Source organism: Streptomyces sp. NPDC058697 (assembly GCF_042715345.1).
GTDB classification, from domain to species: Bacteria; Actinomycetota; Actinomycetes; order Streptomycetales; family Streptomycetaceae; genus Streptomyces; species Streptomyces liliifuscus.
Map to the genome: position 1 here is coordinate 43,555 of NZ_JBHXSU010000015.1, position 21,169 is coordinate 64,723.

Below are 21,169 nucleotides of genomic sequence, written 5' to 3' on the forward strand. Positions count from 1 at the left end.
AAGGCCACGCAGGGTGGCCATGGAGGAGTGAAATGAGGAGCAGCAACCCGGTCTTCTCGCGACGGGGGTTCAGCCGCGACAACGGCTACGCGGGCTTCAACACCGCGCCGCAGGCCGGGGGCCCCGCTGTCGGAACGCAGGGGAACCCGTACGCGGGCACCCCGCACGCCCCGCAGGGCGGCAACCCGTACGCGCAGAATCCTTACGCCCCGCAGGACCTCCAGCACGGCGCGCCGCCGCAGGCCCCGCCCGCCGCCGGCCGCATGACGATGGACGACGTCGTCTCGCGCACGGCCATGACGCTCGGCACGGTCACCGTCGGTGCCGTGCTCGCGTGGGCCCTGCTGCCGGTCACGTCGAGCAGCTTCGGCCTGGCCATCGGCTCCGCGCTGATCGCGATGGTCTTCGCGCTCGTCCAGGCCTTCAAGCGCAAGGCCTCGCCCCCGCTGATCCTGGCGTACGCCGCCTTCGAGGGCGTTTTCCTCGGCGTGATCAGCGAGATGTTCAACAGCCGGTGGAGTGGCGCGCCCTTCCAGGCCGTGCTCGGCACCATGGCGGTGTCCGGCGCCACCCTGCTGATCTACAAGGCGGGCTGGATCCGCGTCACCGCCCGGTACGCGCGCATCGGTATGGCCATCGCCATCGCCTTCGTGCTCGTCATGGCGGTCAACCTGCTGCTGGTCGTCTTCGGTGTCGCCGATGACGGCGGGCTGCGGAGCATGGGCCCGCTGGGCGCGATCGTCGGCATTCTCGCGATCGTCCTCGGTGCGTTCTTCCTGACGCTCGACTTCAAGCAGATCGAGGACGGCATCGCCTACGGCGCCCCGCGCGACGAGTCCTGGCTGGCCGCCTTCGGCCTCACCATGAGCCTCGTGTGGATCTACCTGGAGATGCTGCGCCTGGTGGCGATCTTCAGCGGCAACGATTAGCAGGACAGCAGTAGCAGTAGCAGTAGGAAGGGCCCGCGAACCTCGGTTCGCGGGCCCTTCCGTTTTTTTCGGGTGCTGGAGCAGAGCGAAACCGCTCAGCGCAGTTTGCGCGCGGCCCTCCTCAGGTCGTACTCGTGAATGATCGCCTTGGCGTGGCCGTACGCGAGGTCGTGCTCGGCACGGAGCCAGCTGACCTTCTCCTCGAAGCGGAAGAGGGCGGGGCCTTCGTCGACGGTGCGCAGCCAGTCGGAGATCTCACGACCGGTGCAATGGGGGATGCGGGCGAGCAGATTGCGATGGGTCTCCTCGGAGAAGACTTGGGACATCGGCGCCTCCGGACGCATGGGATGTAAGCCGGTCCTTCAAGTCACCGTGCCTGAGCGTTGGCCTGTTGGCAACAGTCCAGATGAGGCGCGTAGGGTCGGCGCGTGCTTGATACGACGCCTTTGACGCGGGCCGTGGAACATTTCGCCGACCGGTTGCGGGCCGCTCCGCAGAGCCGGTTGCAACGGGGGGCCGCCGCGGAAGCGCTGGGGCTGGCCAGGGAGTTGGCACTGCGTGCCCAGCGGTTGGAGGATCCCTTGCGGGAGCCTCTGGAGATGCCGGATGCGGGGATGTTCGCCGCGGCGGATCAGATCACTCTGGCTGGGAATGACTTGGCGGTTGTACTGACCACGGTGGATGAGGTCGTGGAGGCTGTGCGGGTTGTTGAGGAGGCGCAGAAGAGGGCGGGGGTTTGAGGTTCGTTGGCGACTGTCGGCCGGATGTGGCTGGTCGCGCAGTTCCCCGCGCCCCTGACGGGGCGCTCAATGTCGGGGCGTGCTTTACAGGGAAGCTATGACCCTGTCCGCCAGGACGTAGACGTTTTCGTTCGCGCATTCGAAGGTCAGGGCGTAGGCGCCTGAGACTCCGGAGCCGCCCAGGAGGACCGGGGGGTGGCCGGTGCGGAGGGAGTCGGCGAGGCGTTCGGCGGTTTCGCGGTGGCCCGGGGTCATGCAGAGGGTGGTGCCGTCGGCGAAGACGTAGACGTCGAGGGTGCCGAGGGGGCCGGGGCGGATGTCGGTGAGTTCCGTGCGGGACTCGGCCAGTTCCTCCAGGCAGGACACCGTGCGTTCGTGGTCGTTCACGACCGGTGACTGGACCGGTACGAAGTCCGGGTGCGAGGGGTGACGGCGGCGGGCCGCGGCCAGTTCGGGGGAGTCCCCGGCGAACTCGTCGGCGTCGGCGGCCGGCTCGGTCACCGGCTCCAGGTGTTCGAGGCCCGCGAAGTCCGACTGGCGCGGCAGGAACAGATCGCTGTCCGGGAGTCCGAGCAGAGTGGGCGAGTCCGAGGCGTCACGCGCCTCCTGGGCGGCCCAGAAGGCCCGGGCCTCGGCAAGCTCCCGCTCCCGCTCCTCGGCGAGCGCCTCGGCCACTGCGGCACGTATCTCGTCCGTGTCCGTGGTCGAGCGCGCGGACGGCACGAGACCGCGGACGGCCGTGGCGCGGTTCTCGGCGAGCTGGGTGTGCAGGGCTGCCACCTGTCGGCGCAGCGCCAGCAGGGTGCGCAGAACGGCGACGCCCACGGCCGTGGTGGTGGCTGTGGCGAGCAGCAGAGCAAGAGACGTGGTGCTCACTGACGTACTCCCGGTTCAAAGTCGACCCCCGACTTCCTACATCAGCTTGAAGGGCGGACTAACCAGCTGTCAGTGCGTAACGTCACGAAAGGGACAGGACTTTAGCCCTGATGTTTGGTTGCGTAACGGCTCTGACCTGCGTAAATCCCTCTCCAGAGGGAGATAGGTCACATCCTGGGGGAGATTGGATCACAAATCGGCCCGTAGTCCCGGTGGTTGCGGGGTTCCGGGCCGATTCGGTCACGCTGAGTTCAACGGCTGTTACAGGTGCGGCGCTTCGGTTCGGGCGCCGGTTCCTGCGGTGGCTGCCGTGGTGGCTCCCGGTGCTAGCTCAGGCGCTCGATGACCATCGCCATGCCCTGGCCGCCGCCGACGCACATCGTCTCCAGGCCGAACTGCTTGTCGTGGAACTGGAGGGAGTTGATGAGCGTGCCGGTGATGCGGGCGCCGGTCATGCCGAAGGGGTGGCCGACCGCGATCGCGCCGCCGTTCACGTTCAGCTTCTCCAGCGGGATGTTCAAGTCGCGGTAGGAGGGGATCACCTGGGCGGCGAACGCCTCGTTGATCTCGAACAGGTCGATGTCGTCGACGGTCAGGCCGGCGCGGCCCAGGGCCTGCTTCGACGCCTCGACCGGGCCGAGGCCCATGATTTCGGGGGAGAGGCCGGTGACGCCGGTCGAGACGACCCGGGCGAGGGGGGTCAGGCCGAGGTCGCGGGCCTTCGTGTCGGACATGATCACCACGGCGGCGGCGCCGTCGTTCAGCGGGCAGCAGTTGCCCGCCGTGACGAGTCCGTCCGGGCGGAAGACCGGCTTGAGGCCCTGGACGCCTTCGAGGGTGACGCCGGCGCGGGGGCCGTCGTCCTTGGAGACGACCGTGCCGTCCGGGGTCGTGACCGGGGTGATCTCGCGCTCCCAGAAGCCGTTCTTGATGGCTTCCTCGGCGAGGTTCTGCGAGCGGACGCCGAACTCGTCCATGTCCTGGCGGGTGACGCCCTTGATGCGGGCGAGGTTCTCCGCGGTCTGGCCCATCGCGATGTACGGGTCGGGCACGATGCCGTCCTCGCGCGGGTCGTGCCAGCTCGCGCCCTCGCTGGCGGCGACCTCGGCGGTGCGGGTCTCCGCGTCCGCGAAGAGGGGGTTGTGCGTGTCCGGGAGGCTGTCGGAGTTGCCCTTCACGAACCGGGAGACCATCTCGACGCCCGCCGAGATGAAGACGTCGCCCTCGCCCGCCTTGATGGCGTGCAGGGCCATGCGGGTCGTCTGGAGCGAGGAGGAGCAGTAACGGGTGATGGTGGTGCCCGGGAGGTGGTCCATGCCCATCTGTACGGCGACGATGCGGCCGAGGTTGCTGCCCTGCTCGCCGCCGGGGAGGCCGCAGCCGAGCATCAGGTCCTCGATGTCCCTGGGGTCGAGCTCCGGGACCTTGGCCAGGGCCGCCTGGATGATCGTGGCGGTAATGTCGTCGGGGCGCAGGTCCTTGAGGGAGCCCTTGAAAGCGCGGCCGATGGGGGAGCGGGCGGTCGAGACGATTACGGCTTCCGGCATGACGGCTCCATTGGCGTACGGGGGTAGGCGGACCTGGTTGGGAAGTTACCCGTACGTATGGGCGAGGTCACGGGTGTTGGCGTGTGACTCGGGCCGCATTTGTCTAAGCGCTTGCTTTCCTCGCCCCCGCCGCCCCTACCCGTCCCGTCCCTGGGGGCTCCGCCCCCAGACCCCCGCTATCGGCCTGAACGGCCTCGTCCTCAAACGCCGGACGGGCTGAATGTGTCGGCCCGGGCCGCGAAATCTTCAGCCCCTCCGGCGTTTGAGGAGCGGGGGTTCGGGGGCTGGCCCCCGAAAGGGACGGGAATGGGTAGGGGCGGCGGGGGCGAGAAAGGCCCGGTCAGGCGGACGGTTCTCGGGTCGTCGTTGGGGACGGGTCCGTGGCCGGGACGCGGTGGCGGCGGCGGCGTTTGAGGAGGGCCCAAGGGGCACGCGGACCCGTGGGCATGGCCGCAGTGACCTCCGTACCCGCCTCGGACGCGGCCTCCGCGGCAGCCCGGGCCACCGGCAGGAACCCCTCCCGGCGGGAGACGTCCGGCCGCTCCTCCTCCGCCGGCCAAAGGCCCAGCGCGGCGCACAGCGTGGGCAGCATCGCCATCGCCGCAGTCGCGTAGCCCTCGGCGGAGGGGTGGTAGTTGTCGGGCCCGAAGAGCTCACGCGGATTCGCCGCGAACTCCGGCCCCAGCAGGTCGCCCAGCGACACCGTCCGCCCGCCCTGCTCCACCGTCCCGATGGTCTGGGCGGCCGCGAGCTGCCGCGAGGCCCGCCGTGCCAGCCACCGCAGCGGCTGCTGGACCGGCTCGATGGTGCCCAGGTCGGGGCACGTGCCCACGACCACCTCGGCACCGGCGGTACGCAGCCGGCGTACCGCAGCCGAGAGGTGACGGACCGAGCGCGTCGCCGGCATCCGATGCGTCACGTCGTTCGCACCGACCATGATCACGCATACGTCGGGGATCCCGTCCGGTTCCCCGAGAACCACCGCGACCTGGCGGTCCAGGTCGTCGGACTGGGCGCCGGGCAGCGCCACGTTCCGTAGGCGCACCGGCCGCTCCGCGACCGCCGCGAGCCCGGAGGCGAGCAGCGCCCCCGGTGTCTGACGGGCCCGGTGCACGCCCTGCCCCGCCGCCGTGGAGTCACCCAGCATCGTCAGGCGCAGTGGTTCCTCGGAGCCGGCGTACACATACCCGTACAGCCCGTCCGCGCTCGGCGGACGGGGGCTGTGGCCGTTCCCCACCTGGCGCTTCGCCAGCTGGACCTCGGCCAGCACCACTCCGACCGTCGCCGCGCCCAGCAGACCGATCCCGCCGCCGCCGTACGCGGCGCCCGCGGCGATCCGGCGTGCCACCCTCGCTCTCGACAAGCTCGTCATGCGTAGCCGCCACCTCCTCTTTGCCGTACACCCACTGCTTGCCCCGTACAGACCGTCGGCCAATCTCAACGAGACGTGAACGCCCGACACGGGGCTTAGGCTGACGACACCACCTCAATCACTTCTTTTTCAGCTCCGGAGACAACGGTGCAATTCCACGACTCGATGATCAGTCTCGTCGGCAACACCCCGCTGGTGAGGCTCAACAGCGTGACCGCCGGCATCCAGGCGACCGTCCTCGCGAAGGTCGAGTACTTCAACCCCGGCGGTTCCGTGAAGGACCGCATCGCCCTGCGCATGATCGAGGCCGCCGAGAAGAGCGGCGCGCTGCAGCCGGGCGGCACGATCGTCGAGCCGACCAGTGGAAACACCGGTGTGGGCCTTGCCATCGTGGCTCAGCAGAAGGGCTACAAGTGCATCTTCGTGTGCCCCGACAAGGTGAGCACAGACAAGATCAACGTCCTGCGGGCGTACGGCGCCGACGTCGTCGTCTGCCCCACCGCCGTTGATCCCGAGCACCCCGACTCGTACTACAACGTCTCGGACCGGCTCGTGCGGGAGACCCCGGGAGCCTGGAAGCCCGACCAGTACTCCAACCCCGACAATCCCCTCTCGCACTATCACTCCACCGGCCCCGAGCTGTGGGAGCAGACGGAGGGGCGCATCACCCACTTCGTGACGGGCGTGGGGACCGGCGGCACCATCTCCGGGACCGGGCGGTACCTCAAGGACGCCAGCGACGGCAGGGTCCAGGTCGTCGGCGCCGACCCCGAGGGGTCCGTGTACTCCGGCGGCTCCGGGCGCCCGTACCTCGTCGAGGGCGTCGGCGAGGACTTCTGGCCGACCGCGTACGACCGGACCGTCGCCGACGAGATCGTCGCCGTGTCCGACAAGGACTCCTTCCAGATGACCCGGCGGCTCGCCAAGGAGGAGGGGCTGCTCGTCGGCGGCTCCTGCGGCATGGCCGTCGTGGCCGCGCTGCGTGTCGCCGAGCGGCTCGGGCCGGACGACGTGGTGGTCGTGCTGCTGCCCGACAGCGGGCGCGGATACCTCAGCAAGATCTTCAACGACGAGTGGATGGCCGACTACGGGTTCCTGGAGGACGAGGGGCCCAGCGCCCGCGTCGCCGACGTCCTGAGCGACAAGGTGCACGGGGCCATCCCGTCCCTCGTCCACATGCACCCGGACGAGACGGTCGGCGAGGCCATCGAGGTGCTGCGGGAGTACGGCGTCTCGCAGATGCCCATCGTGAAGCCGGGCGCGGGTCACCCCGACGTGATGGCCGCCGAGGTCGTCGGGTCCGTCGTCGAACGCGAGCTGCTCGACGCGCTGTTCACCCAGCGGGCCTCGCTCTCCGACCCGCTGGAGAAGCACATGTCGGCCCCGCTGCCCCAGGTCGGCTCCGGTGAGCCCGTGGGCGACCTGATGACCGTGCTCGGTGCCGCCGACGCGGCGATCGTCCTGGTCGAGGGCAAGCCCACCGGTGTCGTCAGCCGGCAGGACCTGTTGTCCTTCCTGGCCAAAGGTGGACGGCAGTAGGAACGTCCGGTGAACTGCGCGCCCCGGAGGGGAACTTCCGGTGTGAGCGATCACGGCGGAACTTCGTGGAAGTGGTACGAGCGCGTCACGTCCGCGCAGCACACGCTTAACACGCGTCCGGCACATTGGTGGATGTCGGCAAGGGCGGGAGCGGCTCCCCGCCCCGGCCGGCACCGAAACGGCGCCAAGGACCTCCGGAGCGGCTCCCGGACCTCCATGGACGCCACGGACGCGTAAGCCAGGCCCTGACCCGGCCCGCGTCCCTCGCGGGGACCGCCGTCGTCCCGCCCCCCGGCAACGGGGGTGCGGCGGTCCCCGCGCAAGCCCGCGAAGGGCCCGGTACCTGGCGGTACCGGGCCCCTTTTGCGTGTGGGTTCCGCTTGCGTCGTTTGCCTGCTGCGGGCCGGTGGGGGCTGGGCGCGCAGTTCCCCGCGCCCCTTGTGTGCGGGTCGGTGGGGGCTGGTTGCGCAGTTCCCCGCGCCCCTTGTGGGGCGGTGGCTCACTCTTCCCAGTCGCTGTCCTGGGAGGACTTGCGGCGGCGGGTGAAGAAGTTCGGTGAGTTGCGTGCGGCCTGGACCACGTTGACGCCGACGATGCCCGCCCAGGCGACGAGGAGGCCGGGCAGGTCCGCGACCCCGCCGCCGATCGCGGACAGGGGGATCGCGAGGACCATCGAGACGATGCCGAAGCCGAAGCGCTCGCCGAAGGAATCGGAGGATCCCTGCGGGGAGCGCGAGCCCCGGGCCACCACCATCTGCTGTTCCGCGAGCTGACGCCGCACCCGGCGGTCGACCGCGCCGTCCAGGCGCTGCTCGACCTTTTCCAGGAACGAGTCGACCAGCGCGGACTCGTACTCCTCGCCCAGTTCCTTGCGTGCGTGCAAGGTGGCGTCGAGTTCCTTCTTGAGTTCGGCGTCGCGGGCTTCCATACCGGTCATATCTCAACGGTAGAGAGCCGGAGCCGGGTTGGCACGGGGGTTAGCCCCCCTGTCCTCGCTGGGCTGTTCCCCACCAGGCCGGGCCCTGCTGCGTCAGGCCTGTTTCGTCAGGCCCTTCTCCTTCGCGTACGCGTTCGCCACGTCCTCCGGGTCCTTCTTGTCCTTGTCGACCTGGCGGTTCAGCTCGGTGAGATCCGCGGTGGTGAGGACGTTGCCCAGTTCGGCGAGGGCCTTGCGGACCGTCGAGTCGGCCTTGCGGTCGGCTATGAGAGGGACGATGTGCTGGCCGGGGATGAGGTTCTTGGGGTCGGTGAGGACGACCCACTTGTTGGCCACGATGTCGGTGTCGGTGGTGAAGAGGTTCGCCACGTCCACGTCGCCCTTCTTCAGGGCGCCCTTCACCAGTGGCCCGGAGGAGTCGAGGGACTTGAACTCCTTGAACTCGACGCCGTAGACGTCCTTCAGGCCCACCGAGCCCACCTCGCGCTTCTTCACCTCGGGGGCGGCGCCGATGACGAGCTTGCCGTTCTCCTTCTTCAGGTCGGCGAGGGACGACAGCCCGTACTTGTCGGCCGTCTCCCGGGTGACGACGAACGCGTCCGAGTCCTCGGCCATGCCGTACGGCAGCACCTGGAGCCCGGCGGGCAGGGCCATCGCGAGGGCGTTCTGCATCTCACCCTCCTCCGTCGCCTCCGCCTTGGGGGAGAGGTAGTGCAGGAGGGCCCCCTGGTACTCGGGGAGCAGGTCGATGTCGCCGCCCTTGAGAGCGGGGATGAGGATCTCGCGGGTGCCGAGGTTCGGGCGGACCTTCGTCTTCACACCGGCGGCCTCCAGTACGGCCGCGTAGAGGAAGCCGAGCACCTGGTTCTCGGTGAAGTTGGCGGTGCCGATGGTGACACCGTCCTTGCTGGACCCGCCCCCACCACCGGAACTGCCCCCGCCGTCGAGCGAGGTGATCCCGCTGCTGCAAGCGGCGAGAGCGGGAACGGACGCGGCGGCAAAAAGCCCACCGAGGAGAGTACGACGATTCATTGGGTGACTCCTTAAGCATGGGGTGCCCCTTCATGCCTTCAGGGGCGCGGGGAACTGCGCGACCAGCCACGACGGACCCGCAGATCGAGAACGGCAGCCGGCGGCAGCCAGGGCGCGTCTACGCCGGGCGATGCCGGAACAGCACCCGCTGCAGCCCGCTAAGCCCCAGGTCGAGCACAACGGCGACCAGAGCCACCAGCACCGCCCCGCCCAGCACCTGCACAAGGTCCCGCTGGGCGAGCCCGTCGAACACGTACCGCCCCAGCCCGCCGAAAGAGACGTACGCCGCGATCGTTGCCGTGGCCACCACCTGGATCAGCGCCAGCCGCAGGCCCGTCATGATCAGCGGGAGTGCGAGGGGCAGTTCGACCTGGAAGAGGACCTGGTGCCAGCGCATGCCCTGGCCGCGCGCCGCGTCCTTCACGTCCGGGTCGACCGCGGTCATGCCCGCGTACGTGTTGGTCACGATGGAGGGGACGGCGAGGGCGACCAGTGCCACGTACACCGGCCACATCGACAGGCCGCTCGCCAGGAAGACGAGGACGACCAGGCCGACGGTGGGCAGGGCGCGGCCGAAGGACGCGAGGTTGATCGCGAGGAACGCGCCCTTGCCCGTGTGGCCGATCAGCAGGCCGACGGGGAGGGCGATCGCGGCGGCCACGAGGGTGGCGAGGAGGGAGTACTGGAGGTGTTCGGCGAGGCGGTGGCCGATGCCGTCGGGGCCGGTCCACTGCTCGCCGCTGACCAGCCAGTCGCCGAGGTCCTTGAAGAGTTCGTACATGTCAGGCTCGCCGCCTCGTCCACGGGGTGAGTACGTACTGGACGGCCACCAGCAGCGCGTCGGCGACCAGGGCCAGCAGGAGCGTCAGGACGACGCCGACGATGACCGGGGTCGGGAAGTTGCGCTGGAAGCCGTCCGTGAAGAGCTGGCCGAGGCCGCCGTCGCCGATGTACGTGGCCACGGAGACCAGTGAGATCGACATGACGGTGGCGATACGGACTCCCGCCATGATCACGGGGAGCGCGAGGGGGAGCTCGACCGTGAGGAGGGCGCGCAGGGGGCGCGTGCCCATGGCCTTCGCGGCCTCCTTCGTCTTCGTGGGGACCGAGTCGAGGCCTTCGACCGTGTTCCGCAGCAGGACGACGAGGGTGTAGATCGTCAGGCCGATGACCGTGGTGGTGCGGGTCAGGCCGGAGACCGGGAGGAGCAGTACGAAGACCGCGATCGACGGGATCGTGAAGAGGATGTTCGAGAGGCCCAGCAGCACGCCGCGCAGGGGGCGGATCCGGTGGGCGACCACGGCCAGCGGCAGGGAGATCAGCAGGCCGAAGAAGACCGCCGACAGGGCCGCCTGGAGGTGCGAGAGCGTCAGGGTGGTGAGGTCGTCGGTGTGGTCGCCTATCCACGACCAGTCGACGGTCACGAGGCCACCCGGGCTTCCGCGTGGGCCTGGCCCGCGTGCTGGTGGATCTCGTCGCGCGAGGTCACGCCGGTGAGGATGCCGTCGGCGTCGACGCGGGCCACGAGTCCGGTCGGGGAGGCGATGGACTCGTTGAGGGCGGCCAGCAGCGAGTCGGTGTCGCGCAGCGGGCGTACGGGGAGTTCGGTGTCCCCGGTGTCCTTGGTGCGCCAGTGCAGGGGCCTGCGGGCCTCGTCGAGGGTCAGTTCCCAGGTGCCGCCCTCGGGGGCCGGCGCCTGCGGTATGCCCTTGAGGGGCGTCAGGGAGAGGAGCTTCAGGCCGCGTTCGGCGCCCAGGAAGTCCGCGACGAAGTCGTCCGCCGGGCGGGCCAGCAGCTCGGAGGGGGTCGCGCACTGGACGAGGTGGCCACCGGTGCGGAAGATCGCGATCTGGTCGCCGAGCCGTACCGCCTCGTCGATGTCGTGCGTGACGAAGACGATCGTCTTGCTCAACTCCTTCTGGAGCCGCAGCAGTTCGTCCTGGAGCTGGGTGCGCACGACCGGGTCGACCGCGCCGAAGGGCTCGTCCATCAGGAGTACCGGCGGGTCGGCGGCGAGCGCTCGGGCCACGCCCACGCGCTGCTGCTGGCCGCCGGAGAGCTGGTGCGGATAGCGCTTCCCGGACTCGGCGGTCAGGCCGACCGTCTCCAGGAGCTCGGCGGCCCGGGCCCGTGCCTTGCGGCGGCCGTGGCCGAGGAGCAGTGGCACGGTCGCGATGTTGTCGAGGACCGTGCGGTGCGGGAAGAGGCCCGACTGCTGGATGACGTAACCGATGGAACGGCGCAGGTCGGCGGCGTCCTGGTCCAGTACGTCACGGCCGCCGACCCGGATGGTCCCGGAGGTCGGATCGACCATTCGGTTGATCATTCGCAGGGTGGTCGTCTTGCCGCAACCGGAAGATCCCACGAGGACGGTCACGCCGCCTTCTGGCATCTCCAGGGAGAGGTCGTGGACCGCTGTGGTGCCGTTCGGGAAGCGCTTGTGGACCGCGTCGAACTGGATCATGAGGTGTCCCTTGCCCGGCTGCATATCGTCATGCAGAGTTCTCTGTATCTGAATAGGTTGTCAACGGTTCGGTGTTAATCGCCGGTTACTTATGACCGTCAGGCAAGATCCAACGTCCGGATTGAGGGGAGTTCGCGCTCTATGTCGTCTCGGGATGTGGACACACCTGGTGTGGTGACCACCGGCCTCGTGGTGCTGGACGGTTGCAGCACCGGAGTGGCCGACGTCGTACGGCTCGCCGACGGGACCGCACGGCCGGTCGCGGGTACCGAGGCGATGAAACGCGTCGAGGAATCCTGGGACGCCGCCCGGCGGATCGCCGCGACCGGGCGCGTGTACGGCCGCTCCACCGGGGTCGGCGCCAACCGGAACGAGGACGTGCCGACCGAGGCGGCCGCCGAGCACGGTCTGCGCCTGCTGCGCAGCCACGCCGGCGCCATCGGCGAGGAACTGCCCGCCCGGCAGGTCAGGGCGATGCTCGCCGTCCGCGCGAACCAGCTCCTCGCGGGCGGCGCGGGCCTGCGGCCCACCGTCGTCACGGCACTGTGCGAGGCGCTGGAGGCCGGTGCGTATCCCGTCGTGAACGAGTTCGGCTCGGTGGGGACCGGGGACATCGCGGCGCTCGCGCAGCTCGGGCTGGCGCTGGCCGGGGAGCACCCCTGGCGGGGCGCGGACGCGTCGACCGGTGTGCGCGCGGTCGTCGGCGCCGGCGCCTCGGGAAGTGTGGGCGGCGGTGTGCTCGGCGGGGCGATCGCGGGAGCGGCCACGGGTGCGCTGACCGGTACGCCGGAGTCCGTGGGCGCGCCCGAGCCCCAGCCGCTGGACAACAACGACGCCCTCGCACTGATCAGCAGCAACGCCCTCACTCTCGGACAGGCGGCCCTCGCGCTGCACGAACTGCGCGGGCTCATCGGGGCCACGCAGGTCGTCGCCGCGCTGTCACTGGTCGCGGTGGACGGCTCGTACGAGGCGTACGCCGCGCCCGTGCACGCCGCGCGTCCGCACCGCGGTTCGAGTGAAGTGGCCCGCCGCATGCGGCAGTTGATCGGCGCCGCCGACCACCCGACGCCGCCGCTCGGCCGGATCCAGGACCCGTACGGATTCCGGTGTCTGCCGCAGATCCACGGGCCCGCGCACGACGCGGCCGACGCCCTGGAGGAGGTGCTCGCCGTCGAGATCAACGCGGCCGCCGAGAACCCGCTGATCTGTGCCGAGGACATGGCCGCCTACCACCACGGCGGCTTCTACCAGGCCCAACTCGCCCTCGCCCTGGACCACTTCAGGCTCTCCCTCACCCAGGTGGCCCGGCTGTCGACCTCCCGCCTGTCGACCCTCAACGAACCCGCCTACACCCGGCTGCGGCCCTTCCTCGCCGACCACGAGCCCGCCTCCTCCGGCGTGATGATCCTGGAGTACGCCGCCGGGGCCGCCCTCGGTGATCTGCGGGCCTTCTCCGCGCCCGCCTCGCTCGGCCACGCTGTACTCTCCCGGGGCGTCGAGGAGCAGGCCAGCTTCGCCTCGCTCGCCGCCCGTCAGACGCTGCGCGCGTGCGATGCGTACCGGCTCGTCGTGGGCTGCGAACTCGTCGCGGCCGTACGGGCGTTGCGTCAGCGCGAGCTGCGTCCCGACCCGGAGCTGCCGGTGGCGCGGGCGCTGGAACTCGCCGAGTCGGTGCTCGACGCGGACCCGACCGACCGCCCGCTCACGGACGACGTGACGGCGGCGGCCGCGCTGCTCGACCGGTTCACGGACATCTGGAGGGGGAGCACGGCATGAGCGTGGACGGGAGCATGAGCGTGAATATGGGCATGGACAGTGACATGGACACGGGCATGGGCGCGGACATGGAGATGGGCCCGGCCGGCGGGGCGGGTGCGGGCGACGGGAGCGCGGGTGTGACGGACAGTCCTGCCGGGCGTCTGCAGACGCTCTTCGAGGGCCACCGGCTCACCCCCACGCAGCGGCGGATCGCGCACAGCATGGTGCGGCGGGCCGCCGACGTGCCGTTCCTGTCGAGTGTGGAGCTCGCGGAGCTGGCCGGGGTCAGCCAGCCGTCCGTCACCCGTTTCGCCGTGGCCCTCGGCTTCGACGGCTATCCGGCGCTCCGCAAGCACCTGCGCGAGGTCACGCCCGCCGAACCCGCGGCGGACACGGGCTCGTACAACGAGTACCAGCAGGCCGTCGAGGCCGAGATTGAGAACCTGCGCCATCTCGCGTCCGTGCTCGCGGACCCGCGTCCCGTGGAGCGGGCGGGACGGCTGCTCGCCGCCTCACGGCCGCTGCCCGTCCTCGGACTGCGGGCGGCCGCCTCCCAGGCCTACGGCTTCGCGTACTTCGCCGCCAAGGTCCATCCGGACGTACGGCTGCTGCACGAGGGCGGCACGATGGTCCACGACCGGATCGACTCGGCCGTACGGGCCGGGGCCACGACCCTGCTGTGCTTCGCGCTGCCCCGGCACCCGCGGGAGGTCGTGGACACGCTGGCCTACGCGAAGGAGGCCGGGCTGACCGTCGTCACGGTGGCGGACTCGGCGTTCGCGCCGGTCGCCAAGGTGTCCGACCTGCTGCTGCCCGCCGCTGTCGGGACCGGGCTCGCCTTCGACACGGCGTGCGCGCCGATGCTGCTCGGGCGGGTGCTCCTGGAGGCGATGTGCGACGGGCTGCCCCAGGCGCAGGCACGCTTGGAGGAGTTCGACGCGCGGGCCGCCGCACGGGGCCTGTTCGTCGAGTAGCGGTATCGCGGTGCCTTTTTCGCCCGCTCTCATACGTGTCTCACTTTTGCTCGCTAGCCTGCGTGCCCAAAAGAGGCGTCGATGAGTCGGTGAGGAGCGGATCGTGACGCGCGGAGGGCAGGGACTGGCGCGGGTGGCCGTCGTCGTACGGGCCGGGGCGGCACCGTTGTGGTGGCTCGGAGTGATCTCGGCGGGTGTGGGTGTGCTGGTGCCCGGGATCACCGGGCGCCGGATCGGGGTGATGGCGGGGGCCGCGCTCTTTCTGATCACTGCGGCCGTGGTGGCCCTGGTACGGCACAAGCGGTACGTGGCGCTGGTCGGCGGGGCCGCCAGGGCCGGGAAGCACGACGTGCTCCAGGACCGGGCCGTGACGGTACGGAACTGGCGGCGCGGGCACCGGTGGTGGCTGCTGCTCGCCCTCGTGGGAGCACTGGGCTCGGCGTTCGCCGTCCCCGCGGCCGGCGGGATGCTGCTCGCAGGAGCCGGGGCGGGCCTTCGCCTCAAGGCGGCCCGGATCGGACGGCTCGAACGGGGGGCCGAGTCGCTCGTCTGGGTCCGCGTCGACTGGCTCGGGCGCGGGGCCGGCGTTCCGGCGGGCAAGCGGGTCAAGGGCTATCGCGCCACGGGGATCGCCGCGGGCGACGCCGCGCCCGGTGGGGCGCGGCGCCGGGGTGGCGTGCTCGTCTGAGCCCCGGGGCGGGGTCAGACCTCCAGATCCGCCTCGATCCTCTTCAGTTGATGCCTGGCCATCGCGAGGTTGGAACGCTTGGCGTCGAGCACCAGGTAGAGGAAGAGACCGTTGCCGCCGCGGCCCTTCATCAGGCGGATCAGGTGGTACTGGTCGGACAGCGTGATCAGGATGTCCTCGATCTCGCCCTTGAGCCCCAGGTGCTCCATGGTGCGGATCTTGGCGCGTACGACATCGGTGTTGCCGGCCGCCGCGACCGTGAGGTCGAAGCCCTTGCTTCCGCCGATCGTGCCCAGCGCCATACCGCTGGTGTAGTCGACGAGAGCGGCTCCGGTCGCGCCCTCGATGGAGGCCAGGGCCTCTTTCAGCGCGGTTTCCGTGTTGGTCATGGTCGTGCCCGTCCTTTCGGTTCGGTGAGTTCGGTCCGGCGAGTTCGGTCCGGTGGATCCGTGCTCAACGGCTGTCGCCGGTGCTCAACGGCTCTTGCCGGTCGGCTCGGTGGTGGTGGTGCGCGCGACGCGCGCGGTTCGGGTGCGGGGCGCGGAGGGCTTCGCCGGGGCCCGCGCGGCCGGGGCGGGCCGGCTCTCGACCGCGGCCTCGACGAGCTCCCCGATGCGGGTGCCGGAGCGGCGCCCTTCGAGGTGCAGCCGGCCGACGTTCGCCCGGTCGCCGGCCAGCAGCGTCAGCACGGCGGAGGGTCCCGCCGCGTAGGTCGCCAGATAGCCGTGCTCGCCGTGCAGCAGCAGTTCGCGGAAATCGCCCCGTCCGGTCGCGTCCGCCATGCGCAGGGCGACTCCCAGCGCGGCGGCGGTGAGCGCGGCGAGCCCCTCCGGCTCCACGCCCGGGGTGTCCTGGGCCAGCACGAGGCCGTCGACGCTGGCCGCGAGGGCACCCGTCAGCTGGGGCACTCGGGCCCGCAACCGGTGTAGTTCGTCGAGGACTTCGGCCTCGGCCGCCATCAGTTGTCTCCTCTCGGCACGCTGTCGGAGCGCGCGGATCACAAGGCCTCCAAGGCGTCTCTGAGCCGGCGCAGCAGGGCGACGTCGGGATCGGCCGACGCCTGCGCCGCCTCCGCGGCCTGCGCGACCACCGTGGAGACGGGGGACAGGGGGGTTGCGGGCGCTCCCGGCGCCCGGGTTTCGTCCGGTCCGGACGGGACGGGCCCGGATTCGGCGGACCCTGATTCGGCGGGCCCGGCTTCGTCCCGTCCGGGCGCGATGGAGCCGGGCGCGATGGAGCCGGACGGGACCGGCCCGGACGTGATCGTCGGCGATCGCGTCGTCACGATTCCGGCGGCCGCGAGCCGCCGCAGGTCGACCAGGGTGTGGAACCCCGGCCGGCCGAGCACCAGCGAGATGTCCGACGCCGTGCGCTCACCGTCCACCTGGTCGAGGACCGTGCGCTGACGCGGGGGAAGGGCCGAGTCGACGGCACGGCCGGTCCGTACGAGCGGCTCGGTGTCCGTGCCCGGCTCCGGCCAGATGCGGTGCAGCAGATCGCGACGCCGCAGCGTCTCCCGCTCCACCGCGTCCACGGAGACCGGCCGCACGGGACCGATCCAGTGCGCGACCCCGTACCGGAAGCGCGCCGGACCGCTGCTCGGGCCGAGCGTGAAGAACGCCGCGTCGTACAGCGCGCCCAGGTGGCACAGCTCAAGGGCGCCCGCCGTCAGTCGCCCGCTGTCCACCAGGAACCGTCCGACCCGCCGGTCGGCCCCCGCCTCCGAGACCGCCTCCCACCAGCCGTCGGAGCCCAGCGCGCCGCGGGTGGTGAGCAGCACGTCGAGCCCGGGTGTCGCCGGGCTCTCGGCGTGCACCACCTGGCCCTCGACCAGATACAGCACGCCGCGCTCCCGCGTCAGGACGCCGGTGGCGCGCTCCTCGGCGAGACGGCTGAGCATCGGGCTGAGGGTGGGCGGCATGCCGGACCGTGGTTCCGCGCGGTTCGCCGAGCCGCGGTCCGGGGTGGTGCGGTCCGCCGGGACGTGGTCCGTCCTGACGGGATCCGCCGTGTCGCCGTCGGCTCTGTCCTCGTCGGCTCTGTCGCGGCCGGGCAGGGGGCGTGCCTCCATCGTGGTCACCCCACCACCAGCCGTTCCGCCATCTCGCCCAGGCGTATTCGGGCCAGGGCGAGATTGCCGTCCGAACGACCCAGCCACAGATGCAGGAACACACTGCTGTCGAACGTCGTACGGACGAAACGCAGGACGTGGTAGCTGTCCTTGTTGCAGATGATGAGATCTTCGACCGGCGGCTGACCGCCGGACCAGTCGGCTCCTTCCTCGGGGGCGAAGGCCTTGTGCTCCGCGGCCAGACGGGCGAGTTCCGCCGCCTCGGCCGCGGTGGCCTCGTGGTCCCCGTTGGGCGAGTCCCCGACCGTGCCGAGAGCCAGTCCGCTGGTCCAGTCGACCACCGAGGCTCCCCGGGCTCCGGGCAGTCTCATGGCCTCCAGCAGGCACTCGTCGATTCCGGGCACGGTGCTTCCCTCCCGCCCGTTGTGGTTCGGCTGAGTGACGCCGAAACTACGCAACGTGTGCGCGAGGAGTGATGGATCTGGCATTTTCCTGAGGAACATGCCAGCCGGTGGCTAGAGTGTGTGGATTTTCCCTCTCAGCCCTCGCTCCTTACACGCAGCACCACCTTGTTCAGTGCCCACAGACCCACCCCCACGGCCGGCAGCACCCCGGCGCGGATGTAGACGTCCGCGGGACGGTCGGCCGGCGGACTGGCGAGGATCAGGGCGGTGACCGCGCCGAGCACCGGAAGCACGGTCGGCGTACGGAAGTGCAGAGCTCCGCCCCGGCGCGGGCGTCTCAGAACGTGCCGGTCAGCGACCCCGCGTGCGCCCCTCCCGACTCCGCCACGATCTCGTCGAGCGTCTGCGGCGTCCGGACCACGGCGAACCGAACCCCGCCCGCCCCGTCGGACCCGAAGCCGTGGATCCAGGGCCGCGCGAGGGAGTTGTACGCGTAGTGGTGCGCGAAGTAGTACGCCCCCGTGTCCAACGCGGCCGCGTACTCGCCCTGTTCGAGCAACGGCATCGACCGCCCCTCCGCCAGCAGGTCGCCCGCGAAGCACGCGGGACCCGCCACGTCCTGCACCACGTCGGGCCCCGCCTTGGGCCGCCCCTTCGTGTCGTACGCGGCCACCCGCAACGGCCAGGACCGCGGCGCGTACACCGTGCGCGCCGCCACCTGCACCCCCGCGTGTGTCACCGCGATCGCCCGTCCGCCGGCCGACTTCGCGTACTCGACCCGCGCCAGCACCACCCCGTGCTTGGCGAGCAGCGACCGCCCGAACTCCGTGACCAGCCCGTACCGCCCGTCGAACAGCCCCGGCACGGTCTCCGCGAGCAGCCGCGCGTACTCCTCGTACGTGGGTGTGTGCGTGTCCGACCCGAAGTTCACCGGCAGGCCGCCGCCGATGTCGAGCGTGTCGATCTGCCGCCGCCCGGCCCGCTCGTTGATCTCCTCCGCGAGCCCGTACGTCTCCGCGACCCCCCGTGCCATCAGCTCCAGCGGCATCCCCTGCGAACCGGAGTGCGCGTGCAGCCGCGTCAGCCACGGCCGGTCCAGATACGCCCGCACGACCCACTCGCGAGCCCCCTCGTCCCGCAGCGCCACCCCGAACTTCGAGGTCGCCGTCGCCGTCGAGAGCGCCCCGATCGAACCCCCGCCGACCTGGGGGTTCACCCGGATCCCGATGGGGGATCGGGTGGAGGCCGAGTGCACGAGGGCGTCGAGGCGGTCCAGCTCCTGCGGGTTGTCCGCGTTGACGGCGATGCCCAGGGCGAGCGCCTCCCGCAGCTCCGCCGGGGTCTTGGCGGGCGAGTCGAGGACCGTACGGGACGGCGGGACCCCGGCCGCGCGGGCGAGGGCCAGCTCGCCCGGGCTCGCGACCTCCGCGCCGATGCCCTCCCGGTGCAGCAGCCGCAGCACCGGCACGAGGGGGGTCGCCTTCACCGCGAACGCGTGCAGCACGGGCGTCCCCGGTGCCGTCACCGCGTCGAAGGCCGCGTGCAGGGCCGTCGCCGAGGCCCGGATGCCGGTGATGTCGAGGAGCCCGACGATGGGGGTGGCGGGACCGACCAGCCCCTGCTCGACGGCCGCACGGACAGCCTCGTCCCGCCGAAGGCCCCCGTCCAGGTCCGTGCCCCGATCCCCGTCCGGAGTGCCTCTCGGCTTCCTGCCCGGACCTCCGCCGGGTCCGTACGGAATCGTGTCCGGTCCGTCCGGACTTCCGCCCGGTCCGTCCGGACTTCCGCCCAGCCCCTTCGGAGATCCGCCCGGACCCTCCGGAGTTCCGTCCGGTTCTTCGCCCGTCGGGTCCGCGTCTCCCGCGCCTGTGTATGCCGCCATACATCCAGCCAAACATCCGCGCCGCGCCCGTGCTGGCCCACGAAGGTATTGACTAGTTCTATTCAGGCGATCAGGATGTGAATATCGACTGAATGACCGGCACCACCCGGAGCACTCACCAGCCGCCAGGAGGCAGACCATGTCAGGACCCCGCCCCGTCCGAGCACCGCGCGGTACGGAACTGAGCGCCCTGGGATGGCAGCAGGAAGCCGCGCTGCGGATGCTGCAGAACAACCTCGACCCCGAGGTCGCCGAGCACCCCGACAAGCTCGTCGTCTACGGCGGCACCGGCAAGGCCGCCCGCGACTGGCGCTCGTTCGACGCCATGGTCCGTACGCTGCGCACGCTCAAGCAGGACGAGACGATGCTCGTCCAGTCCGGCAGGCCCGTCGGCGTCATGCAGACCCACGAGTGGGCCCCGCGCGTCCTCATCGCCAACTCCAACCTGGTGGGCGACTGGGCGAACTGGGAGGAGTTCCGCCGCCTGGAGGCCCTCGGCCTCACCATGTACGGGCAGATGACGGCCGGTTCCTGGATCTACATCGGCACCCAGGGCATCCTCCAGGGCACCTACGAGACGTTCTCCGCCGTCGCCGCCAAGAAGTTCGGCGGCACACTCGCCGGCACGATCACCCTCACCGCCGGCCTCGGCGGCATGGGCGGCGCCCAGCCGCTCGCCGTCACCATGAACGACGGCGTCGCGATCTGTATCGACGTCGACCCGCGCGCCATCGAGCGCCGCATCGAGCACCGGTACCTCGACGTGAGGGCCGACTCCCTGGAGCACGCCCTCCAGCTCGCCGTCGAGGCCCGCGACGCCCGCCGCCCGCTCTCCATCGGGCTCCTCGGCAACGCCGCCGAACTGCTGCCGCGCATGCTCGCCGAGGGCGCCCCCGTCGACATCGTGACCGACCAGACCTCGGCCCACGACCCGCTGGCCTACCTCCCCGTGGGCGTCGACTTCGACGACATGGCCTCGTACGCCGCGAAGGACCCTGCCGGGTTCACGACCCGTGCCCGTGAGTCCATGGCCCGGCACGTGGAGGCCATGGTCGGCTTCATGGACGCCGGTGCCGAGGTGTTCGACTACGGCAACTCCATCCGGGGCGAGGCCCAACTCGCCGGTTACGAGCGGGCGTTCGCCTTCCCCGGCTTCGTCCCCGCCTACATCCGGCCGCTCTTCTCCGAGGGCAAGGGCCCCTTCCGCTGGGCCGCCCTGTCCGGTGAGGCCTCCGACATCCACAAGACCGACAAGGCGATCCTCGACCTCTTCCCGGAGAACGAGTCCCTGCACCGGTGGATCAAGCTGGCCGGCGAGCGCGTCCACTTCCAGGGCCTCCCGGCCCGCATCTGCTGGCTCGGCTACGGCGAGCGGGACAAGGCGGGCGAGCGGTTCAACGACATGGTGGCCAGTGGTGAGCTGCAGGCTCCCCTCGCCATCGGGCGCGACCACCTTGACTGCGGCTCCGTCGCCTCCCCCTACCGGGAGACCGAGGCCATGCTCGACGGCTCCGACGCGATCGCCGACTGGCCGCTGCTGAACGCCATGGTGAACGTGGCGTCCGGGGCGTCCTGGGTGTCCATCCACCACGGTGGCGGGGTGGGGATGGGGCGGTCCATCCATGCCGGGCAGGTGTCCGTGGCCGACGGGACGAAGCTGGCCGGGGAGAAGATCCGGCGTGTGCTGACCAATGACCCCGGGATGGGTGTCATTCGGCATGTGGACGCCGGGTACGACATTGCGGAGTCGGTCGCTGACGAGCGGGGCGTCCGGGTTCCCATGCGGGAAGGCGAGTCCGCGTGAGCCTGCCGTTCGGTGGGGAGCGGGACTCTTCTTCCCCCACCCCGCCCCTTCCCGAAACCATGGGCTCTGCCCCTGGACCCCGCCGGGGGCTCCGCCCCCAGACCCCCGATCGGCCTGAACGGCCTCGTCCTCAAACGCCGGACGGGCTGAAA

21 protein-coding genes and 1 pseudogene are annotated in these 21,169 nt (G+C 70.9%); 7 read left to right on the forward strand and 15 right to left on the reverse strand.

The genetic code is table 11. The features are described 5' to 3' along the window. Positions 1-32: 32 nt before the first annotated feature. Positions 33-929: a Bax inhibitor-1/YccA family protein gene (locus ACFWXQ_RS30165; RefSeq protein ID WP_383954101.1), complete on the forward strand. Its 897-nt coding sequence runs from the start codon at positions 33-35 to the stop codon at positions 927-929. 95 nt (positions 930-1,024) lie between these two features. On the opposite strand, the gene ACFWXQ_RS30170 is transcribed toward ACFWXQ_RS30165, so the two are convergent. Next, positions 1,025-1,255 (reverse strand): DUF4287 domain-containing protein, encoded by a 231-nt coding sequence (locus ACFWXQ_RS30170; protein ID WP_200396381.1) that lies wholly within the window; start codon positions 1,253-1,255, stop codon positions 1,025-1,027. A gap of 102 nt (positions 1,256-1,357) precedes the next feature. Here ACFWXQ_RS30170 and ACFWXQ_RS30175 point away from each other — a divergent pair, with 102 nt between their 5' ends. Then, entirely contained in the window at positions 1,358-1,669 is a 312-nt protein-coding gene (locus ACFWXQ_RS30175; RefSeq protein WP_266497275.1) for a hypothetical protein, read from the forward strand. An 84-nt stretch (positions 1,670-1,753) separates the two neighbouring features. Here ACFWXQ_RS30175 and ACFWXQ_RS30180 read toward each other — a convergent pair whose 3' ends face one another. The 3 genes from ACFWXQ_RS30180 to ACFWXQ_RS30190 form a co-directional block, all read right to left on the reverse strand. Next, positions 1,754-2,545 carry a hypothetical protein gene (locus ACFWXQ_RS30180; RefSeq protein WP_383954099.1) on the reverse strand — a complete coding sequence of 264 codons (792 nt, stop codon included), beginning with the start codon at positions 2,543-2,545 and terminating at the stop codon, positions 1,754-1,756. 326 nt (positions 2,546-2,871) lie between these two features. Then, positions 2,872-4,092 (reverse strand): acetyl-CoA C-acetyltransferase, encoded by a 1,221-nt coding sequence (locus ACFWXQ_RS30185; protein WP_383954097.1) that lies wholly within the window; start codon positions 4,090-4,092, stop codon positions 2,872-2,874. 340 nt (positions 4,093-4,432) lie between these two features. Continuing rightward, entirely contained in the window at positions 4,433-5,464 is a 1,032-nt protein-coding gene (locus ACFWXQ_RS30190) for an SGNH/GDSL hydrolase family protein (protein WP_383946093.1), read from the reverse strand. A 147-nt stretch (positions 5,465-5,611) separates the two neighbouring features. On the opposite strand from ACFWXQ_RS30190, the gene ACFWXQ_RS30195 reads away from it, so the two are divergent. Further along, on the forward strand, positions 5,612-7,003 hold the full coding sequence (locus tag ACFWXQ_RS30195) for a cystathionine beta-synthase (RefSeq protein ID WP_383946089.1): 1,392 nt from the start codon (positions 5,612-5,614) through the stop codon (positions 7,001-7,003). A gap of 499 nt (positions 7,004-7,502) precedes the next feature. On the opposite strand, the gene ACFWXQ_RS30200 is transcribed toward ACFWXQ_RS30195, so the two are convergent. From ACFWXQ_RS30200 to ACFWXQ_RS30220, 5 genes are all read right to left on the reverse strand, one after another. Further along, positions 7,503-7,931: a hypothetical protein gene (locus ACFWXQ_RS30200; RefSeq protein WP_383946114.1), complete on the reverse strand. Its 429-nt coding sequence runs from the start codon at positions 7,929-7,931 to the stop codon at positions 7,503-7,505. A gap of 102 nt (positions 7,932-8,033) precedes the next feature. Further along, complete coding sequence (locus ACFWXQ_RS30205; protein WP_383946087.1) at positions 8,034-8,972, reverse strand: ABC transporter substrate-binding protein; 939 nt, start codon at positions 8,970-8,972, stop codon at positions 8,034-8,036. Between the two features lie 118 nt (positions 8,973-9,090). Then, the gene (locus ACFWXQ_RS30210; protein WP_055617529.1) at positions 9,091-9,753 is read right to left on the reverse strand and encodes an ABC transporter permease; all 663 of its coding nucleotides are present in this window, start codon (positions 9,751-9,753) and stop codon (positions 9,091-9,093) included. A 1-nt stretch (position 9,754) separates the two neighbouring features. Continuing rightward, entirely contained in the window at positions 9,755-10,396 is a 642-nt protein-coding gene (locus tag ACFWXQ_RS30215; RefSeq protein ID WP_383946084.1) for an ABC transporter permease, read from the reverse strand. Next, complete coding sequence (locus tag ACFWXQ_RS30220; protein WP_383946082.1) at positions 10,393-11,436, reverse strand: ABC transporter ATP-binding protein; 1,044 nt, start codon at positions 11,434-11,436, stop codon at positions 10,393-10,395. The genes ACFWXQ_RS30215 and ACFWXQ_RS30220 overlap by 4 nt, the downstream gene beginning before the upstream one ends. 141 nt (positions 11,437-11,577) lie before the next feature. On the opposite strand from ACFWXQ_RS30220, the gene ACFWXQ_RS30225 reads away from it, so the two are divergent. From ACFWXQ_RS30225 to ACFWXQ_RS30235, 3 genes are all read left to right on the forward strand, one after another. Next, entirely contained in the window at positions 11,578-13,212 is a 1,635-nt protein-coding gene (locus ACFWXQ_RS30225; RefSeq protein ID WP_383946079.1) for an aromatic amino acid ammonia-lyase, read from the forward strand. A gap of 74 nt (positions 13,213-13,286) precedes the next feature. After that, on the forward strand, positions 13,287-14,168 hold the full coding sequence (locus ACFWXQ_RS30230) for a MurR/RpiR family transcriptional regulator (RefSeq protein WP_383946111.1): 882 nt from the start codon (positions 13,287-13,289) through the stop codon (positions 14,166-14,168). A 103-nt stretch (positions 14,169-14,271) separates the two neighbouring features. Continuing rightward, complete coding sequence (locus tag ACFWXQ_RS30235; RefSeq protein WP_383946077.1) at positions 14,272-14,856, forward strand: hypothetical protein; 585 nt, start codon at positions 14,272-14,274, stop codon at positions 14,854-14,856. 14 nt (positions 14,857-14,870) lie between these two features. Here the strand turns inward: ACFWXQ_RS30235 and ACFWXQ_RS30240 are convergent, their stop codons facing one another. The 6 genes and pseudogenes from ACFWXQ_RS30240 to ACFWXQ_RS30265 all read right to left on the reverse strand — a co-directional run bounded on the left by ACFWXQ_RS30240 (position 14,871) and on the right by ACFWXQ_RS30265 (position 19,123). Further along, positions 14,871-15,245, reverse strand: a complete 375-nt coding sequence (locus tag ACFWXQ_RS30240) for a hypothetical protein (protein WP_383946074.1) — start codon at positions 15,243-15,245, stop codon at positions 14,871-14,873. 84 nt (positions 15,246-15,329) lie between these two features. Continuing rightward, a complete protein-coding gene (locus tag ACFWXQ_RS30245) occupies positions 15,330-15,815 on the reverse strand; it encodes a roadblock/LC7 domain-containing protein (RefSeq protein ID WP_200396371.1) in 486 nt (161 codons plus the stop codon). Between the two features lie 38 nt (positions 15,816-15,853). Next, complete coding sequence (locus ACFWXQ_RS30250; RefSeq protein WP_383946108.1) at positions 15,854-16,927, reverse strand: transcriptional regulator; 1,074 nt, start codon at positions 16,925-16,927, stop codon at positions 15,854-15,856. Between the two features lie 5 nt (positions 16,928-16,932). After that, on the reverse strand, positions 16,933-17,331 hold the full coding sequence (locus tag ACFWXQ_RS30255; RefSeq protein WP_055617535.1) for a hypothetical protein: 399 nt from the start codon (positions 17,329-17,331) through the stop codon (positions 16,933-16,935). A gap of 134 nt (positions 17,332-17,465) precedes the next feature. Then, positions 17,466-17,642, reverse strand: a pseudogene (locus ACFWXQ_RS30260) (amino acid permease); the annotation flags it as partial. 26 nt (positions 17,643-17,668) lie between these two features. Continuing rightward, positions 17,669-19,123: a diaminopimelate decarboxylase gene (locus ACFWXQ_RS30265; protein ID WP_383946105.1), complete on the reverse strand. Its 1,455-nt coding sequence runs from the start codon at positions 19,121-19,123 to the stop codon at positions 17,669-17,671. A 229-nt stretch (positions 19,124-19,352) separates the two neighbouring features. Here ACFWXQ_RS30265 and hutU point away from each other — a divergent pair, with 229 nt between their 5' ends. Next, positions 19,353-21,017 carry a urocanate hydratase gene (gene hutU, locus ACFWXQ_RS30270; protein WP_383946070.1) on the forward strand — a complete coding sequence of 555 codons (1,665 nt, stop codon included), beginning with the start codon at positions 19,353-19,355 and terminating at the stop codon, positions 21,015-21,017. The last annotated feature ends 152 nt before the right edge of the window (positions 21,018-21,169 follow it).

Excerpts from the sequence above, each read along its gene's own strand:
- ACFWXQ_RS30165 (WP_383954101.1), top strand. The coding sequence starts at position 33 with ATGAGGAGCAGCAACCCGGTCTTCTCGCGACGGGGGTTCAGCCGCGAC.
- ACFWXQ_RS30170 (WP_200396381.1), bottom strand. The coding sequence starts at position 1,255 with ATGTCCCAAGTCTTCTCCGAGGAGACCCATCGCAATCTGCTCGCCCGC.
- ACFWXQ_RS30185 (WP_383954097.1), bottom strand. The coding sequence starts at position 4,092 with ATGCCGGAAGCCGTAATCGTCTCGACCGCCCGCTCCCCCATCGGCCGC.
- ACFWXQ_RS30190 (WP_383946093.1), bottom strand. The coding sequence starts at position 5,464 with ATGACGAGCTTGTCGAGAGCGAGGGTGGCACGCCGGATCGCCGCGGGC.
- ACFWXQ_RS30200 (WP_383946114.1), bottom strand. The coding sequence starts at position 7,931 with ATGGAAGCCCGCGACGCCGAACTCAAGAAGGAACTCGACGCCACCTTG.
- ACFWXQ_RS30205 (WP_383946087.1), bottom strand. The coding sequence starts at position 8,972 with ATGAATCGTCGTACTCTCCTCGGTGGGCTTTTTGCCGCCGCGTCCGTT.
- ACFWXQ_RS30210 (WP_055617529.1), bottom strand. The coding sequence starts at position 9,753 with ATGTACGAACTCTTCAAGGACCTCGGCGACTGGCTGGTCAGCGGCGAG.
- ACFWXQ_RS30220 (WP_383946082.1), bottom strand. The coding sequence starts at position 11,436 with ATGATCCAGTTCGACGCGGTCCACAAGCGCTTCCCGAACGGCACCACA.
- ACFWXQ_RS30225 (WP_383946079.1), top strand. The coding sequence starts at position 11,578 with ATGTCGTCTCGGGATGTGGACACACCTGGTGTGGTGACCACCGGCCTC.
- ACFWXQ_RS30230 (WP_383946111.1), top strand. The coding sequence starts at position 13,287 with ATGGGCCCGGCCGGCGGGGCGGGTGCGGGCGACGGGAGCGCGGGTGTG.
- ACFWXQ_RS30240 (WP_383946074.1), bottom strand. The coding sequence starts at position 15,245 with ATGACCAACACGGAAACCGCGCTGAAAGAGGCCCTGGCCTCCATCGAG.
- ACFWXQ_RS30245 (WP_200396371.1), bottom strand. The coding sequence starts at position 15,815 with ATGGCGGCCGAGGCCGAAGTCCTCGACGAACTACACCGGTTGCGGGCC.
- ACFWXQ_RS30250 (WP_383946108.1), bottom strand. The coding sequence starts at position 16,927 with ATGGAGGCACGCCCCCTGCCCGGCCGCGACAGAGCCGACGAGGACAGA.
- hutU (WP_383946070.1), top strand. The coding sequence starts at position 19,353 with ATGTCAGGACCCCGCCCCGTCCGAGCACCGCGCGGTACGGAACTGAGC.